This is a genomic window from Enterococcus sp. DIV0574 (assembly GCF_051711125.1).
Classification (GTDB): domain Bacteria; phylum Bacillota; class Bacilli; order Lactobacillales; family Enterococcaceae; genus Enterococcus_D; species Enterococcus_D gallinarum.
The window spans coordinates 2,728,054-2,743,024 of sequence record NZ_JBIOMA010000001.1 but is presented as its reverse complement, the minus strand read 5'-3'; the positions used below and the strand labels follow the sequence as shown (position 1 = coordinate 2,743,024).

15 protein-coding genes are annotated in these 14,971 nt (G+C 38.7%); 12 read left to right on the top strand and 3 right to left on the bottom strand.

What is annotated here, in order from left to right; all coding sequences use genetic code 11:
- Positions 1 to 602: 602 nt before the first annotated feature.
- Genes IGJ45_RS13145 through IGJ45_RS13135 form a run of 3 tightly spaced genes read left to right on the top strand, consistent with a single transcriptional unit; the run spans position 603 to position 2,902 of the window.
- The gene (locus tag IGJ45_RS13145; protein ID WP_113849295.1) at positions 603 to 1,910 is read left to right on the top strand and encodes a DUF3440 domain-containing protein; all 1,308 of its coding nucleotides are present in this window, start codon (positions 603 to 605) and stop codon (positions 1,908 to 1,910) included.
- 30 nt (positions 1,911 to 1,940) lie between these two features.
- Complete coding sequence (locus tag IGJ45_RS13140) at positions 1,941 to 2,360, top strand: hypothetical protein (RefSeq protein WP_103300188.1); 420 nt, start codon at positions 1,941 to 1,943, stop codon at positions 2,358 to 2,360.
- A complete protein-coding gene (locus IGJ45_RS13135) occupies positions 2,360 to 2,902 on the top strand; it encodes an IbrB-like domain-containing protein (RefSeq protein WP_005470480.1) in 543 nt (180 codons plus the stop codon). Before IGJ45_RS13140 ends, IGJ45_RS13135 begins: the two co-directional genes overlap by 1 nt.
- Positions 2,903 to 3,037: 135 nt before the next feature.
- Here IGJ45_RS13135 and IGJ45_RS13130 read toward each other — a convergent pair whose 3' ends face one another.
- Positions 3,038 to 3,607 (bottom strand): recombinase family protein, encoded by a 570-nt coding sequence (locus IGJ45_RS13130; protein ID WP_279281886.1) that lies wholly within the window; start codon positions 3,605 to 3,607, stop codon positions 3,038 to 3,040.
- Between the two features lie 463 nt (positions 3,608 to 4,070).
- On the opposite strand from IGJ45_RS13130, the gene IGJ45_RS13125 reads away from it, so the two are divergent.
- The 6 genes from IGJ45_RS13125 to IGJ45_RS13100 all read left to right on the top strand — a co-directional run bounded on the left by IGJ45_RS13125 (position 4,071) and on the right by IGJ45_RS13100 (position 10,343).
- On the top strand, positions 4,071 to 7,070 hold the full coding sequence (locus tag IGJ45_RS13125) for a BspA family leucine-rich repeat surface protein (RefSeq protein ID WP_409531221.1): 3,000 nt from the start codon (positions 4,071 to 4,073) through the stop codon (positions 7,068 to 7,070).
- Positions 7,071 to 7,132: 62 nt separating this feature from the next.
- The gene (locus tag IGJ45_RS13120; protein WP_103300190.1) at positions 7,133 to 7,642 is read left to right on the top strand and encodes a hypothetical protein; all 510 of its coding nucleotides are present in this window, start codon (positions 7,133 to 7,135) and stop codon (positions 7,640 to 7,642) included.
- Positions 7,643 to 7,669: 27 nt separating this feature from the next.
- Entirely contained in the window at positions 7,670 to 8,224 is a 555-nt protein-coding gene (locus IGJ45_RS13115; RefSeq protein ID WP_279281884.1) for a hypothetical protein, read from the top strand.
- A 43-nt stretch (positions 8,225 to 8,267) separates the two neighbouring features.
- Positions 8,268 to 8,618 carry an LPXTG cell wall anchor domain-containing protein gene (locus tag IGJ45_RS13110; protein ID WP_156247734.1) on the top strand — a complete coding sequence of 117 codons (351 nt, stop codon included), beginning with the start codon at positions 8,268 to 8,270 and terminating at the stop codon, positions 8,616 to 8,618.
- Between the two features lie 187 nt (positions 8,619 to 8,805).
- On the top strand, positions 8,806 to 9,357 hold the full coding sequence (locus IGJ45_RS13105) for a hypothetical protein (protein ID WP_171917301.1): 552 nt from the start codon (positions 8,806 to 8,808) through the stop codon (positions 9,355 to 9,357).
- A 200-nt stretch (positions 9,358 to 9,557) separates the two neighbouring features.
- Positions 9,558 to 10,343 carry a MerR family transcriptional regulator gene (locus IGJ45_RS13100; RefSeq protein WP_279281883.1) on the top strand — a complete coding sequence of 262 codons (786 nt, stop codon included), beginning with the start codon at positions 9,558 to 9,560 and terminating at the stop codon, positions 10,341 to 10,343.
- Positions 10,344 to 10,676: 333 nt separating this feature from the next.
- Here the strand turns inward: IGJ45_RS13100 and IGJ45_RS13095 are convergent, their stop codons facing one another.
- Entirely contained in the window at positions 10,677 to 11,402 is a 726-nt protein-coding gene (locus IGJ45_RS13095) for a LysR family transcriptional regulator (RefSeq protein WP_103300193.1), read from the bottom strand.
- A 109-nt stretch (positions 11,403 to 11,511) separates the two neighbouring features.
- Between IGJ45_RS13095 and IGJ45_RS13090 the strand changes: the two genes are divergently transcribed.
- The gene (locus IGJ45_RS13090; protein WP_081131978.1) at positions 11,512 to 12,042 is read left to right on the top strand and encodes a DUF4865 family protein; all 531 of its coding nucleotides are present in this window, start codon (positions 11,512 to 11,514) and stop codon (positions 12,040 to 12,042) included.
- A gap of 106 nt (positions 12,043 to 12,148) precedes the next feature.
- On the opposite strand, the gene IGJ45_RS13085 is transcribed toward IGJ45_RS13090, so the two are convergent.
- Positions 12,149 to 13,081 (bottom strand): helix-turn-helix transcriptional regulator, encoded by a 933-nt coding sequence (locus IGJ45_RS13085; RefSeq protein ID WP_279281882.1) that lies wholly within the window; start codon positions 13,079 to 13,081, stop codon positions 12,149 to 12,151.
- A gap of 100 nt (positions 13,082 to 13,181) precedes the next feature.
- Here IGJ45_RS13085 and IGJ45_RS13080 point away from each other — a divergent pair, with 100 nt between their 5' ends.
- Together IGJ45_RS13080 and IGJ45_RS13075 are read left to right on the top strand one after the other, a co-directional pair.
- On the top strand, positions 13,182 to 13,820 hold the full coding sequence (locus IGJ45_RS13080) for a DJ-1/PfpI family protein (protein ID WP_113849304.1): 639 nt from the start codon (positions 13,182 to 13,184) through the stop codon (positions 13,818 to 13,820).
- 279 nt (positions 13,821 to 14,099) lie between these two features.
- Entirely contained in the window at positions 14,100 to 14,969 is an 870-nt protein-coding gene (locus IGJ45_RS13075; RefSeq protein WP_081131975.1) for an AraC family transcriptional regulator, read from the top strand.
- The last annotated feature ends 2 nt before the right edge of the window (positions 14,970 to 14,971 follow it).

Sequence of the window (14,971 nt, the reverse complement as noted above, 5' to 3'; positions counted from 1 at the left end):
ACAACATGAAAGCAATATTTTCAGCAATTTATGCAGGGGCAGGTGCAATTATTGATTGTTCATAGGCGGGGCTTGAATGAGAAAGTATAGATACCGTTTCTTGTAATAAAAAGATATCGCCAGTGATGAAGAAGGCTATAAAGTTACGGAACTTGAACCGAAGGAGACGCTGGATTTCTACTACTTCCTGCATGAAACATGAGGCAGCTAGTTTGAGAGAAGACACCAACTACTTTCTTTTTAAATAGCCAATCAGTCATTTGATTTTATTAAGGAAAACTTCCTGCGTAAGTGATAATTTTCAACCAATAATCAAATAGATCAGTGGCAAAAAAGAGTCTTGATGTAAGCCGAGGAAGTTGGAAACTTTGCTTAGATTGGCGCTATTTCAATCAATACGTCTTCCTTCGGAAAGATAGACCAAATCATTGGCATCCCTCCTGCAGTGACAGCAAGTAAATAATGGAAAAATTTCCCAATGGTTTTCGACTAAAAAGATTCTGCCAATCATAGAGAAACTTGTAAGCAACCCCAATTCACTTTATAATGAAAGTGAATACATGCACAAATTCAATCAAAAATAAGTAAAAGAAGCGGGGTTTATGAAGAAATATTGCGATATCAATGTGTTGGCAGCTGCTGAGGAACGTCTGACGTATATATTCAATACCTTTTCTCATGTTTATTTCTCTTTTAGCGGTGGGAAAGACAGCGGAGCAATGGTCCAATTAGCTGACCAAATTGCCCAAAAAAGTGGAAAAAAATTTGACTTGTTGATTTTAGACATCGAAGCCAATTATCGCTCAACTCGGAACTTTATGGAATCGATCAAACGACTGAAAAGCGTTCAACAGGTCTATCATTTCTGCTTGCCATTTTATGAAGATAACACGACTAGTATTTTTCAACCTCAGTGGAAAATGTGGGATGAAGCCGAACGGGATAAGTGGGTCCAAGAAATGCCCAGGGATGCGATTTCGCTGGCAGATCTCGATGAATCAATGATGGAACTGTACCAAAGTGCGAATTTAAACCCAGATAAATTTCTGAAAAATTTTGCCTTTTGGTATGCGAATCATCATAAAGGCGAGCCGGTTGCCTGCGGCATCGGCATTCGTACTCAAGAAAGCTTGCATCGCTACCGGGCTATTTTAAATCGGAATTTCAATTATCAAGGACATTGCTGGATCAAGCATCAAACCAGTCAAGGGGAGATTCTCAACTTTTATCCGCTTTATGACTGGAAGACAGAGGACGTCTGGGGGGCGTATGCGCACTTTGATTGGGAAATGAATGGTTTTTATGACAAGCTTTACACTTATGGAGTGTCCCTCTCCCAAATGCGGATTTGTCAGCCATATGGCCTGCAGCAACGAAAAGGACTTTCTCAATATGCGTTAGTCGAACCGGATACTTGGGAGAAAGTCGTCAACCGCGTCTCGGGCGCGAATTTTGGCCGCTTGTATGCACGGACTTCCTTGTTGGCCCATTACAATACTCAAAAACCTGCCCACATGACTTGGCAGGAGTACGCTGTCTTTTTGCTGGAATCGATTGGGCTATATTCCAAAAATCTGCAAGACCATTACTACCGTAAAATATCGATTCTGATCGCTCACTATCGGGACAAGTACGGTGTTCATGTAGAGGCGATCCCCGATGAAACCAAACGCAAAGAATGGCTGAAGAATGAAGTACTTTGGCATGACTGGAAGGGGATCGCGAAAGCATTGGAAAAAAATGATTTTTCTTTGAGTACCAGACAATACGCATTGACCAAGAAAGACGAGTCTGAACTCTATGCGTTAGCTGTGGAATTTGGTGCGGCATTAGGCATCGAACACCTGCCAAAATACCAATTGAAGAAGTTAGGAAAGACCTATGAACAATTGACCAAGAATCAGCCGTAATCAGTTATTTGCTGAAAGGATGTGGAGTAGTTGAAAGAACAACTGATCGTCTTTTTTCCACCATATAAGAAAGGACATTTCTATCAATTGATGGGGCCTTTCTTTGCTGAGCGAATCTACCAAAAGCAATTTCCCTATCTCGTTAATTCTGGGGATTGCCATTGGTATGTGATCGTGGATTCGCTGAATCAGGTGATGGGCTTCTCTTACTATGAAAAAAAAACAGCTCGCATCGAGATTGGCGAATTCTATGAAAAAGAGCCTGCTTCAGGCAGAAAAACTCTTTTGTTAAGAAAAATGCTGCATGACATCCGAAAAAAACATCCGGATCAAGAAATCACAGTCACAACGAATCACCCTAACGAAGTGGCGTTGTTCCAGACAAAAGGGTTCACCGTTTTTCGCCAAACGAAGAACTATTATTTTCTCAAAAGGGAGTGTTCTGTTTAATGGAAAAAATTGCTTTTCCTGTGCTAGCTGTAAAAATGGTTCCATTGATTCAAATTCACGCCAATCACTACAATCCCAATAAAGTAGCGGAACCCGAGTTGGAACTTTTGGAGTTGTCGATTCGGGAAGACGGCTTCACACAACCATTAGTCTGTTATTTTGACAACGAAAAAGAAGGGTACTTACTGATTGACGGCTTTCACCGCTATCAAGTGGCCAAAGAACGGTTGAACCTAAAAGAAGTGCCAGTGACTGTTATCGATAAGCCATTGGAACACCGTATGGCTTCCACTGTTAGACATAATCGAGCTCGAGGCACTCATGGTATCGAGAAAATGAGCAAAATCGTTCAACAATTAGTAGCAAGCGGATGGACAGATGATCGGATTGCCAAAGAATTGGGAATGGAGGCAGAAGAAGTCTTTCGTTTCAAACAAAGCTCCGGCTTAAAGAGTGCCTTTTCGAACCATCAATTTAGCCGATCATGGACTGATTTCGAAAAAAAATATTATCAGAAACAAGAAGAACCAGAGAATATTTGATTAAACACTAGAAAATTTGCTGTGTTAAAATTAGAAAAACGACCATTGGATTACTCGTGATGAGCTTGCTCTCATCGTAAAACAATGGTCGTTTTTTGATGTGGTTCGCTGGGGTAGCGAAGGAAAGCCAAGTGATCAGCGTTGCAATGCTGATTGTTTTAAATAACGATAAAAGGTTGATTTCTTCACACCGGTCTTTTGACAAACATCAACCACTGAACAGCCCTGCTCTTGATAGAGATAAAGGGCTTTTTTGATGACCTGTGGTTCCACTTTCGGCCTCCCTCCAATATTTCCCCGGGCTCGTGCGGATAGCAGCCCTTCTTTGGTACGTTCGACAATAATATCACGTTCAAACTGACTAAATGCTTGGAAAACGGTCATCATCAATTTCCCCTGCGGTGTCTGAGTATCAAAATTTTCTTTGATACTGATTACTTTCACACCTTTTTGTTCAAAAAAATATACCAAATCAATTAAGTCTTTGGTACTGCGGCCAAGACGGGAAAAGCTTTCGATGATGATTTGATCCTGTGGCTTCACGCGCTTTTTTAATTTGATCAACTCTGGCCGATTGGCCTGCGTACCACTGATCTTTTCGGTATAAATTTTGTGACAATTATATTTCTCAAGTAAATCCAATTGACGCGAAAGATCTTGCTGTTTTGTAGAAACCCGCGCATACCCATAACTGACTCCTGACATTTGCATTCCTCCGATTGAATAATCCTTTTTTAAGAGAGAATACCTTTTTTTGCTTACGAAGTATAGACGTAAAATAACGAATTTCATTAGATGGAATGGCTGGACCTCAGTTTTCTATGATCACATTTTTTCTTTCTCATGCCTGTGGTCTGTTAACAAAATCGCTGCTTACGGAAAAGTCAATCCTTAACGATTCAATGCTTAGCAATGGAATACTTGATTTGTTATATAACCACTAAGAAATTCGTCTTTATTTATTGAAAAGAGGAACGTCACTTCAATATTTTCACTGGGTGAAGAAAATATTGGAAAGTAAATTTTTTTTTGAGATGTTATGATTGGTCTCGGGAAATTTGAATTTCTTTTGATTTTTTTGAATTTCATGATTTTTTGCTGTCTAAAAAAGAGTATTGAATGCGAAGGTTACTTAAATTCACTTTATGAAGGGAGGTAATGATGACAAATGAAAAAAAAATCGTGGCTGATCATGCTTATTTTAATTTTCTATATTTTTCAGCCAATAATGGCTCTCTCTGAAGACTATACACAGAAAGAAGAAGCGGCGCAAAAACTGCCAGAGAATGAAGAACCAGACACTCTTGATAGTCATGAATCGGTTAGTGAAGAGGAAGACTCAATGGAAGAAGCCACTTGGGATACCGAGATCGATTCCACTCCAGAGGAATCGTGGCAACAAGATGAAACTCCAGATGAATCATTCACTGATAACGATAGGCAAGAAAGTGAAGAACAAGATGAAAACCCACAGTCGGTAGACCAACGAAGTGAGATTCAAGGAAGTTGGGGAACGGTGCCTTGGACATACGATGAGGAAACGAACACCATGACTCTGTACGGGGGAGATGGCGGGACAACCCTTACTGCACCTTGGCGAGCATACCGGCCAAGATTGGAACAGATTATTGTTGCCGGGAGAGTTCGCTTACCATCAGATTCTAGCAGCTTATTTGCAAGCACTCCCAATCTACGATCTATTCAAAATGAACACAATTTTGATACCTCTCAGGTGACAAATATGACGGCTATGTTTAGTTCGACAAGCAGTTTAAAAAGGCTGGATCTAAGCACTTGGGATACGAGATCAGTGACAGACATGAGAAGTCTCGTTTATAACAGTGGAATTGAATCACTCAATGTTAGCGGGTTTGATACAAGCGCAGTTACTAATTTACGTTCGATGTTTGCAGGAGCGACTAATTTAAAAGAACTTACATTAGGGGAAAAGTCAATTTTCTATATGTCTGATGATTCTTGGAGTGTGGTCAGTCTGCCTGACGTCCCAATAACAGAGCGTTACACAGGAAGATGGGTTCTTCGGGAAAGTATCGAATGGGAAGCGGATTTGATTGCCTACGATACTTCTTATGAATTTCTGAGGAATTACGATGGCAGTTATCCTGGGACATACATATGGGAAGAAAAAGAACGAGCATTATGGGGGACTGTTCCCTGGGAATATGATGAATCTTCAAAAACGATCACCCTTTTTGGCGGTACTGCGGGGATTGTTGCCAATGCACCATGGAAAAATCTATTGAATGAGGTCGAACTTATTATCGTCACTGAAAAGGTGACGTTGCCAGAAAATTCAGGTCAATTATTTATGGGACTATCGCATTTGAGAGAAATTCAAGGTATAGATAAATTTGATACATCTTCAGTTATTTATATGAATTGGATGTTTGGCAGTAATAGCTCCTTGACGTCGCTTGACTTGAATCAATGGGATACAACGTCGGTCATCAATATGCACTCTATGTTTAGTGGCGCTAGTTCATTAACAGATCTGGCAATAGGGAATATTGATACGTCGCGAGTCATTACGATGGCAAGTATGTTTGTCGGTACAACTTCTTTAGAAACCCTCGACATTCAGAACTGGAATACTCGAATGGTAGAGAATATGAGTTCGATGTTCGCAAGAAGCGGAATCGTGCATCTGGACTTAAACAATTGGAATACTACTAGCCTAACAAATATTAATGGGATGTTTCAAAATGCTGCAAATTTAAAGACAGTGAATATGAAAGACTGGCAAACTTCAAGGATTGTTAATATGACTAGTACATTCCAGAATGCTAGTGCGATATCTGAATTAAATCTAAGTGGTTGGACGACAAATACCTTACCAGTAACTATAACCAATATGTTTGGCGGTATGACAGGATTACGGTCGCTCACTTTGGGAGAAAGATCCATCTTCAATCAATCTGTGGGCTTGCCTAGTGTTCCGGTCAATCATGAATATACTGGTCGCTGGATCCTGAATGATCCAACTGAAGACACTGATCCCATTGCATTTTCTTCATCTGCTGAATTTATGAACAATTATAATGGCAGCCATCCCGGAACTTACATCTGGGAACCGAATACCCTGAAAGAACTTTCTGCAGGGCTACATCCTGTCAGTGATCAATCTGACTCAATTACCGGCTATATGACCGAATCAGTGGATGTACTTTCGATTACTTATCAGAATACAGATGGAAGCACAGTGGTTATCGAGAAAGACTCGCCTCGAATCGAATGGGGGGACTATCAAGACCCTCAGCAACAGATCCGTTCTTTTAAAATCATTCTAGCTGAAAACGAACGTTTGGAAACAACTACAAAAGTAATACTTTTTCTCTCGAAACCTTCGGTTAACACATTGGAAGATATAACAATTGATCGAGAGGTTATCAAAGGTATCGAGTATCGAGCCAACAATATCACATTGGATCGTTTGGCTATTAATGATTTAGCATCAAATGCTGAATTACATCAGATGATTTTACGAGAAAGCCGGGCGTCAGCTAAGAACCTCTTGACTGAAGCGGATCTCTCTTCGGAAATTCGAGTGATCGAGACGGATCTCACCCTCGATACCACTATAGATGGGACCTACTATGCACGATTGGAAGTAGGAAACAAGGCGTATCAATTTTGGATTGGCATTGATGTGTCTTCTAAATTGGGACACTTAAAGGTTACGATTCCTACCAAAATGATTTTTGAATCACTCTATGATGATGCCGAAAGTAATCGCAGTTTTGAAAGCGCGGACTATGAGATTCAGAATCAATCAAGGATCCCGGTCGATACGTATGTCACACAACTTGCTATCACTGATGATGCAGGAATTACATTATTGGCTGAGGGCGAGAGTCCACTTGATTATGTAACACCAATACATCAGGATCAAGCCTCAGAATCGGGGATTCCGATTCCGCTCTTACGACTGAGCATCAAGACGGAAGAAGCCGAGGTCCAGCTTTCTGAAAGAATGGCAGAACAACATTTTGTCCGTCTATCTCAAAGAAGCCATGTTCCTGTTAAATTGTCAGGTCATTACTATGGTCCTTACCCGCGTTGGATCACAGATGACCAGATGCAGCAAGGCGGGTATTATGAAGAGTCGCTTGCTCCGAAATATCAAATTATTCTGCGTTTCGTTCCATGAGAATCTTTCGAACATTTAACGACAGCTGCTGAAGACAAGACATAGATAAGGAGGTGGGACCTATGGAGCAAACCCATGAAAGGGCACACAAAAAGCGAGGATTATTGTGGCTATTATTGTTCGCTTTAATCATCTGTGGACTGGGAGCATATTTCTATTTTCAGAAAGATCCAGTACCAATTATCAGTGCCGATCTGCTGCCAGAAGCCGGCGATGCCACGGATCAACGTCTCTCAGAACGTGCGCAGGAAATTGCGGATGCCAATTACTTTACGTTGCAGATCAACCCAGAAGCCGTCTTTGAAGATGGAAACAGTTCTGGCTCAATCGAGATTGTAAATCCTGGGACCAACGTTTATCCAATTGCGGTCGACATAACCTTATCAAATGGAGAACTTGTCTATTCATCAGGAGCAATTTATCCCAATCAGTTTGTGGAAAACGTCAATTTGATCACACCATTAGCTAAGGGAGAATACCAAGCAAAAGCAACAATCAATATCTACGACCCTGAAACGAAAGAAAAACAAGGAGTCACTGAAGCTGAATTAACGATTATCGTTAAGAACTAAAATCAAACAAAAAGTGAGGAATATAAAATGAAAAAAGCAACAGCTTTACTAAGTACAGCAACAATCGTTGGGATTTTAGCAAGTAGTATACCGGCATTTGCGGAGCAAGTAGTCGATGGACGTACAGGAGCCAATTCTGGAGACATCACTGTGAACGGAATCATCGGAGAATTTGACAATACGGTACCCGGTCCGGATCCTTACAATCCCGATCGTTGGATCAATGTTACTATCCCTACAACGGCTTTATTTTGGACAACCGAAGATTCAAATCATACGGAGATCGTTTCCCCAACTTATACAGTCACCAATAATTCTGCGGTTGGTGTAACGACGTATGTGGCGGCCGTAAATGGTGTACATGAAATGGACGTAGTCGATCGATTAGAAATCAATGGGATTGAATTAATTGAAAATGGTGTGTCATCTGTTACAGAGACAGAATTATTCACATTAGACGGGAATGACGGAGTAGTCACTTTTGATACATTCTCATTCGCTGGTACCGCCAGCCCAACCGATGCTTCATCTGAATTAAATCCAAGCTTTACTTTAGTTTTGCGTTTCGCTGCAGACGTATAATGGCTGTTCGAATCGTTCTCTTGTTACAGAAGGGAGCAATCCAATGAAACGATTATGGAAGAGTTTCTATCTGCTGCCTATGATTATCTTGCTGGGAAGTTTTGTTTCGAAGACGGTTTTAGCGGCGGAAGCACAGAATTCCTGGACCAATGTCCAGAAACAACCCTCTTATCAATTAACTGTTCGTGGACGCATCGGAGAAGAGAACTACCCGATTGATGATCCGGAAGATGAACCCGATCCAGATAATGGGCGGAAAATCATTGTGGGAGATGGTTCGAAACTAGGTAAGCTTCCTAAAACAGGAAGTGTTGGAGAGCCATTCATCTTTCTCGGATTAGCGTTACTCGTGTTGTGGGGAATACTAGTGAGGAAGAATACACTGGAACAATGATCATTCATTTGTTCGATACGTCTGTCTCATTAATAATACATCTCAAAAACTATCTGAAGACTCAAAAAAGAGCCTTCGGATAGTTTTTTGCTGTTTTAATTTGCTTATATAGTAATTAACTATCATTTTAAAGCGGTTTCATTTATACTGTTTTTAATAGATCATTCAGTGATAGGGGGAAGAAAAGATGTCAAAGTTCCTAGTAGGGATACTGTCTTTGTTAAGTGTCACCATCGTTGGGAGTTGTCATACAACTCGCGAAACAAGTTCAAATGCTGAGATTGATGAATCAAGAACACTTGCAGAGTTTGAGGCAGTTCCAGAAGTTGAAAGAAAGACTGTCAACAAGTATACCATTCACCAAAAAGCCGGTGAGCGTGTCTTTGTTTTCTCCACCAATTTAAAGACCAAAGATTCGACTCAATCTTTAAGTACCCCATTTTTTAGTACGAGCGATAGCCAAAAATTAGAGCTATCTTTTGCTGAGAAAGACCGCCAATTTGAAGCCGCTCTATCTGTCACAGGAAGTGAGGATATCCAATCTACCAACTCTTTTTCGATTGAACAAAACTATAGTGAGTTTATTCCTTACGAATCAATTCGCAGCGGAAAGCTGGGAGTGATTGTACTTACTGACGACCCTATGATCATTTCAGAGCTCAAAAAAGACCCTGCTGTTGTTGCAAAATTTTTAGGTAGTGAGGCTGAATTTTATGAACAGTCGCTCGTATCTGAATAAGTTCGTTGAGTAGATGATTTTTTAACGACTGAATGATTTTAGGAGGGCTGGAACGAAGCTATTTCTTTTGACTTAAGATTATGGGATAATCAGACTGCCCAAAGCTTCTGGGGAAGTTAGGTGTTTGTTTTGAATCCTATCAGATGCATCTTATAAGGGTTTAAAACTTATTCTAAATCGTTTAGGTGGAAGGTACCAAGATGAAAATAAAAGAAATCAGTGAAAATTATGATATCACGCCCCATACACTTAGGTATTATGAAAAAATCGGCTTACTGTCACCAAAGTATTCTGAGAATGGCTATCGTGATTATTCCTATGAAGAAATTCAACGGTTGAACACGATAAGAGATTTGCGTTTTTTTGATGTATCTTTAGAGGAAATAAAGACGTATTTAGATACCAAGAACAAAGCTTTAACCAAAGAAATCTTAAATTTTGAGCGTGAACAATTGGATGAGCGGATCAAGGAATTGAAGCAAAAACAAGCGTTGTTGCAAGAGAGAATCGATTTACTCGAGTATGCGGAAACCAAGCAAAACCATGAAATCGAAAGGCTCTACCACAAAGATCGCTATATTGTTTTGAGCCAGGAAAAAAATACATTAGGAAGAGATTTGTATTTTGAGCTCAAGCGATTGCATAAACAGTTTGAAAAAGAATTACATGCCAACAATCAAAATGTTTTCGGCACCGTCTTAACCCCCCATGGTGAGACGTTTAAACATCAAGTTTTTTATTGTTTAACCAGTGATCTTTCTGATCAGAAAGCATTTGTTCTGCCAGCTGGTAATTATGCCTCTATTTACTATACAGGGACCTATAAGGATCGTGGAGCAGCGCTTCGTCAATTAAACGATTATTTAAAGCAACACCAACTTGCAACGATTGGTGACTACTATGAATTTTATTTGATCGACTTTCATGAGACAAATCAACCAACAGAATATGTCAGTAAAATCGAGATTCTCCTTGATCAACCGTAGATAGGTTGATCAAGGAGAATCTCGTATGCTGTTTCTTGTTAAAGAAGAAGGTAAGGCTATGACGATTTTGTCGATGGTTTTCCCAGAAACTGATGATTAACAAGACATCGAAGCCGTGTCAGACTTCGATTTTATCGGGAGAGCAACGAAGGTTAACAGCAAAAGAGTTTTCTTTTTTCAGTTCAGGTGTTCAGAATGACGATAACGGGAAACTTCCCTAATAAAGCAGCAAAGACATAAAAAGTGATTTAGATGCATAATTTTGAGTAGTAGATGGTTCGTTGATTCTAGATTGATTCATTCATTAAGCTGAAAAGTGACAGTCAGAAGTTATCAGTTATGCTTATAACAATAATAATTGATTGCGAATAGATTATTATCTATAGGTAGAAAGCCTTCTTTTTCTAAATAAGTTGGCAGCAAAGCCATTGCTTGGCCTTTTGAAACGAGGTCTAAAATAGTTTCTAATGAATCTATTTCAATCAATCGCTCCGTTTCTTTTACTATTTCTAATGTTAGTTGTCTTAAAGGACAATCCAAGTCACTATTGATCAATAGTGGTACATTTGTCTTATTTCGGTCACCGCATAAAAAATTCACAAGTAATTGCTTGGTTTCTGTTAAAGTATACTCTGTCCTATTTATTTCTTGAAATGTTATGACGAAATCATAAGGCTCGCGGCAAATTTCTGAAAGAATCATTTCGGTCCGTTTGCACCTTATTTTTATCGATTCAATTGAGATTTCTTGGCATTCATTGACTAAATATTTTAGTAGCAATTCTGATGTGAGTAATTTTGGCTGCTGTTCAAAAAAATTTTTTTTAACGTTCTCAAATTTTGACAAAGTAGTAAGCGAGAAAAGATAAAATTCTTCCCCATTGGCAGTCGGAGTTACGCCATTATGGTTCCGTATGAATAAATGCGTATTACATTCATCTTCTATTGTTTGAAGACGTGCAGTGATATTCGATTGAGCATAGCCCAATCTTTTAGCAGCTTTGTTAAGCGTTCCTTCTTCATAAATCGCTTTAAAAATCATCAAATCATTAAAATTCATCAGACTAACCTCTTACTTATCATTTTTTGTGATAAGCATATCATGATTCTATATTATGCGCGATGGGGGATGTCAAGTATACTTTTGATAACGAAAGGAGAGAGCTAATATGCAAGCGATGCAATATAAAATAGTTTTTCCTGCTGATTACGACATGGAAAAGATAAGAAAAAGAGTAAAGGATAATGGGCACAAGACAGATGGCTTTAAAGATTTGCTGTTTAAGGCTTACCTGATTACTGAGAAAAGTAGCGGTGATTTAGAAAATAGTTATTGCCCTTTGTATGTTTGGAAAGCAACAGACGGTATGACACAATTTATTTTTGGCGGATTTTTTGACAATATTATTGCTTCTTTCGGCTGGAAAAACATTGAGATAGGTGTTACCTCAGAAATCCGCTTAGACCGTTCCTTCTCAGAAAGTAAGTATGTAATCGAAGAATGTCATGATATTCACGAGCAGCCTTCATTAAAAGAAGTTGGACTAAAATCGAATGATTATGACAATTCATTGGGTAAACTTACCATTTATAATCCGGATAAATGGAAGTATGTCACCTTCTCATTTTTTGAGGAGAAGCCAGTGCTCAAACCAAACTTAAAGCGTTATTCTATTTTACATTTATCATTAGAAGAATAAAGAGGAGTGTCCAGTAGATCGTCATTCTGGACACTCTTTTTCATAGTGAAAACTTTCGTTCGTATAAGCAAGGTTTCATTAAATGAACTTACTCGCTTATCTGAAGCTATTTGTCATATAGTTGGGCTAAACTGGCGATTTTCCTTTTTAATTCTGTGCGAACATGTAAAGGTTCTAGACATTCGCATTTGTCCCCTAAGCTTAAAATAATCCCGTAGTAATAGTCATTTTCTACAAAGGGGAATGTGACGATATAATGGGTCTCATCCTCTCTTACAAATTGGTTATAGTCGCAATAATCGAGTAATCGTTCCATGATAGACGCATGAATTCTTAGTTTGATCGATATCTGTCGTTTATTTAAGATTTCTGGAGTAAGCAAAGGTAGCGCTGGAGGAGATTTTGGAACAAAACTGCTCTCATCCATTTTTAAATTCGAAAGGCGAGCTACTTTGAATAATCGAAAATCCTTTCTTTCATAGCAGTATCCTTGAAAGTACCATTGACTATTTTTTAAAACCAGCTGATAAGGTTCGACTTGTCTTTTGGTCCTGTTGCCCTTGTGGTTAATGTAATCAAATGTGAGTAAATGATTTTTTTGTAAAGCCCCCTTGATAATAGTAAGATATGTTTCTAAATTTCGATCGCCCAACCATTGACTAAAGTCGATATGCATTTGCTTTGCTTGTACGTGAGCTGATTCTATTCTCTTTGGCGGGATCAGACTTCTGATTTTGGTCTGTGTATTTACAAAATCATTACTTTTCATAACACTTGGAATACTAGAGATGCCTACTAAAATCGTAATCAAGTCTTCTTCTGTAAAAGTATTTTTGTCTATTTTATACTTTTCCATAATCTCAAATCCTCCGCCCACGCCAGAAGTAGAATGGACTGGAATCCCAGCTATACTGATTGCCTCTATATCGCGGTAAATCGTACGGGGTGACACTTCAAACATTTCGGCTAGTTCCTTCGCGCTCACTCTTTTTTTATCCATTAGAAGGATTATAATACTGACCAATCTACTCACTTTCATTTAGAAACTCCTAGTAAATTATTTTGGTATTGTTGCCATAAAGTTGTCAACAATTGATAGGTATAATGATAGCAGAAAGAACGATTAATGGAGGGAAATTATGAAAACAATTTATCTTTACGTACTAGATACTCTAGCAGATTGGGAAATAGGATATGTGACAGCAGAGCTACATTCAAAACGCTTTTTTAAAGCGGATGCGCCTTTATTAAGGATAAAAACAGTTGGTCATTCGAAACAACCTATTCACACTATGGGAGGAATGAAAATAACTCCTGGTTGTTTAGTGGAGGAAATGGATTTAAATCAAGAATCTATCCTATTGTTACCTGGTGCGGATAATTGGAGTGATTCAAGACATCACGCTGTCCTTGATGCAGCGAGAGAGTTGCTTTTGCTGGGTGGAACTGTTGGAGCGATTTGCGGCGCCACGGTAGCCTTGGGAAAGGTTGGCTTATTGAATGATCGCTCACATACGAGTAACAGTCTTGAATTTCTTGAAATGTTTTGCCTGGGATACAACGGCCAAGAACTATACGTAGATCAGCGATCTGTATCGGATAATCGTCTAATCACTGCAGGATCAACGGGAGCGTTACTTTGGACGAAGCAAATCATAGAGAGCTTACATGTGTTCAAGAAAGAGACGTTAGAAGCATGGTATAACTATTTTAGTACAGGAAATGCCAGTCACTTTTTTGAACTGATGCAGACATTGCCTTCTGCTGACAATAAATGATTTTACCCGTGCCCAGAAAATATTTTCTGGGCACTCTTTTTTATGATTATAGACAGCTTTTAATGCTATTTCTCTAAAATGCACTGGACTCTGTCAGTTTATTTTCTCTTCCATTTGGTTCTCTAGTTTAAGTAATTTTTGTTGATAAATTATTTTAGCAATCAATTAAATCGTGCTGAATTTCATCTGTTCTGACGATATTGCCCGATTAATTGAATGGAAACGCATACAAATAACTTTAGAAATCGGTTACAATCATCTTGTCAGTGAGGTGAGAGCATGAGATTAGATACCGAAAACGTTGATAAGGTATTAATTGAAAATGATCTAGTGGTAATGCACAAAATAGATAGGATTCATTTTATGGATAAACCGCATTTTCATGATGGGTTTGAAATTCATTTTACATTAACGAATAGCACGACTTATCAGATTGATGAGCGAAAATTTGATGCAGATGCTGGTACGGTTGCTCTGTTTAGTTCAGAAGAGCTCCATCGAGTTTCCATTGATCGCAGCAAATTGTATGAACGCTATTTTATTTTGTTCAAGCCCAGTTTTATTGAAGAATTTACAACAAATTTTCCTTTTCTTTTGGAAATATTTTCCAAGCAACAAAAGGTTGACTGTATTGAGTTGACTTCAGATCAAAGTCTTAAAGTCACTGATCTTTATGAAGAAATGATTCGATGTGACCAAGAGCGAAAAGAGCCGTTTGAACTTTTGCATCTAAAATTGAAGTTGACGGAGTTACTTATTCTATTGAATAAAATCGTTTACTCTGATGAGAAATTACATAAACCAATATCTTATGAGCATTATCAAACAATTTCTGAGATTGTTTCTTTTCTTAAAGAGGAATACATGAATGAAATGACTCTGGATGAATTAAGTGAACGTTTTTTTATCAGTAAATCAACGATTATTCGCGCATTTAAAAATGCACTTGGTATGACACCAAATCAATATTTAATCTATATCCGAATCATGAAATCACGAGAATTGTTAGAACAAGGATATTCTGTGAAACAAGTTTCGGAAAAAATCGGGTACCGTGATGAATCTAGCTATATTAAAAAATTTAAAGAGATACAAGCCGAGTCACCAAAACAATACCAATTAAAAAACTTAAGAGCCAAGAGGAGTTAAGA

Bases quoted from the DNA above. Each gene is read 5' to 3' on its own strand.
- IGJ45_RS13145 (WP_113849295.1), top strand. From the start codon at position 603: ATGAAGAAATATTGCGATATCAATGTGTTGGCAGCTGCTGAGGAACGT.
- IGJ45_RS13135 (WP_005470480.1), top strand. From the start codon at position 2,360: ATGGAAAAAATTGCTTTTCCTGTGCTAGCTGTAAAAATGGTTCCATTG.
- IGJ45_RS13130 (WP_279281886.1), bottom strand. From the start codon at position 3,607: ATGTCAGGAGTCAGTTATGGGTATGCGCGGGTTTCTACAAAACAGCAA.
- IGJ45_RS13125 (WP_409531221.1), top strand. From the start codon at position 4,071: ATGAAAAAAAAATCGTGGCTGATCATGCTTATTTTAATTTTCTATATT.
- IGJ45_RS13120 (WP_103300190.1), top strand. From the start codon at position 7,133: ATGGAGCAAACCCATGAAAGGGCACACAAAAAGCGAGGATTATTGTGG.
- IGJ45_RS13115 (WP_279281884.1), top strand. From the start codon at position 7,670: ATGAAAAAAGCAACAGCTTTACTAAGTACAGCAACAATCGTTGGGATT.
- IGJ45_RS13110 (WP_156247734.1), top strand. From the start codon at position 8,268: ATGAAACGATTATGGAAGAGTTTCTATCTGCTGCCTATGATTATCTTG.
- IGJ45_RS13105 (WP_171917301.1), top strand. From the start codon at position 8,806: ATGTCAAAGTTCCTAGTAGGGATACTGTCTTTGTTAAGTGTCACCATC.
- IGJ45_RS13100 (WP_279281883.1), top strand. From the start codon at position 9,558: ATGAAAATAAAAGAAATCAGTGAAAATTATGATATCACGCCCCATACA.
- IGJ45_RS13095 (WP_103300193.1), bottom strand. From the start codon at position 11,402: ATGAATTTTAATGATTTGATGATTTTTAAAGCGATTTATGAAGAAGGA.
- IGJ45_RS13090 (WP_081131978.1), top strand. From the start codon at position 11,512: ATGCAAGCGATGCAATATAAAATAGTTTTTCCTGCTGATTACGACATG.
- IGJ45_RS13085 (WP_279281882.1), bottom strand. From the start codon at position 13,081: ATGAAAGTGAGTAGATTGGTCAGTATTATAATCCTTCTAATGGATAAA.
- IGJ45_RS13080 (WP_113849304.1), top strand. From the start codon at position 13,182: ATGAAAACAATTTATCTTTACGTACTAGATACTCTAGCAGATTGGGAA.
- IGJ45_RS13075 (WP_081131975.1), top strand. From the start codon at position 14,100: ATGAGATTAGATACCGAAAACGTTGATAAGGTATTAATTGAAAATGAT.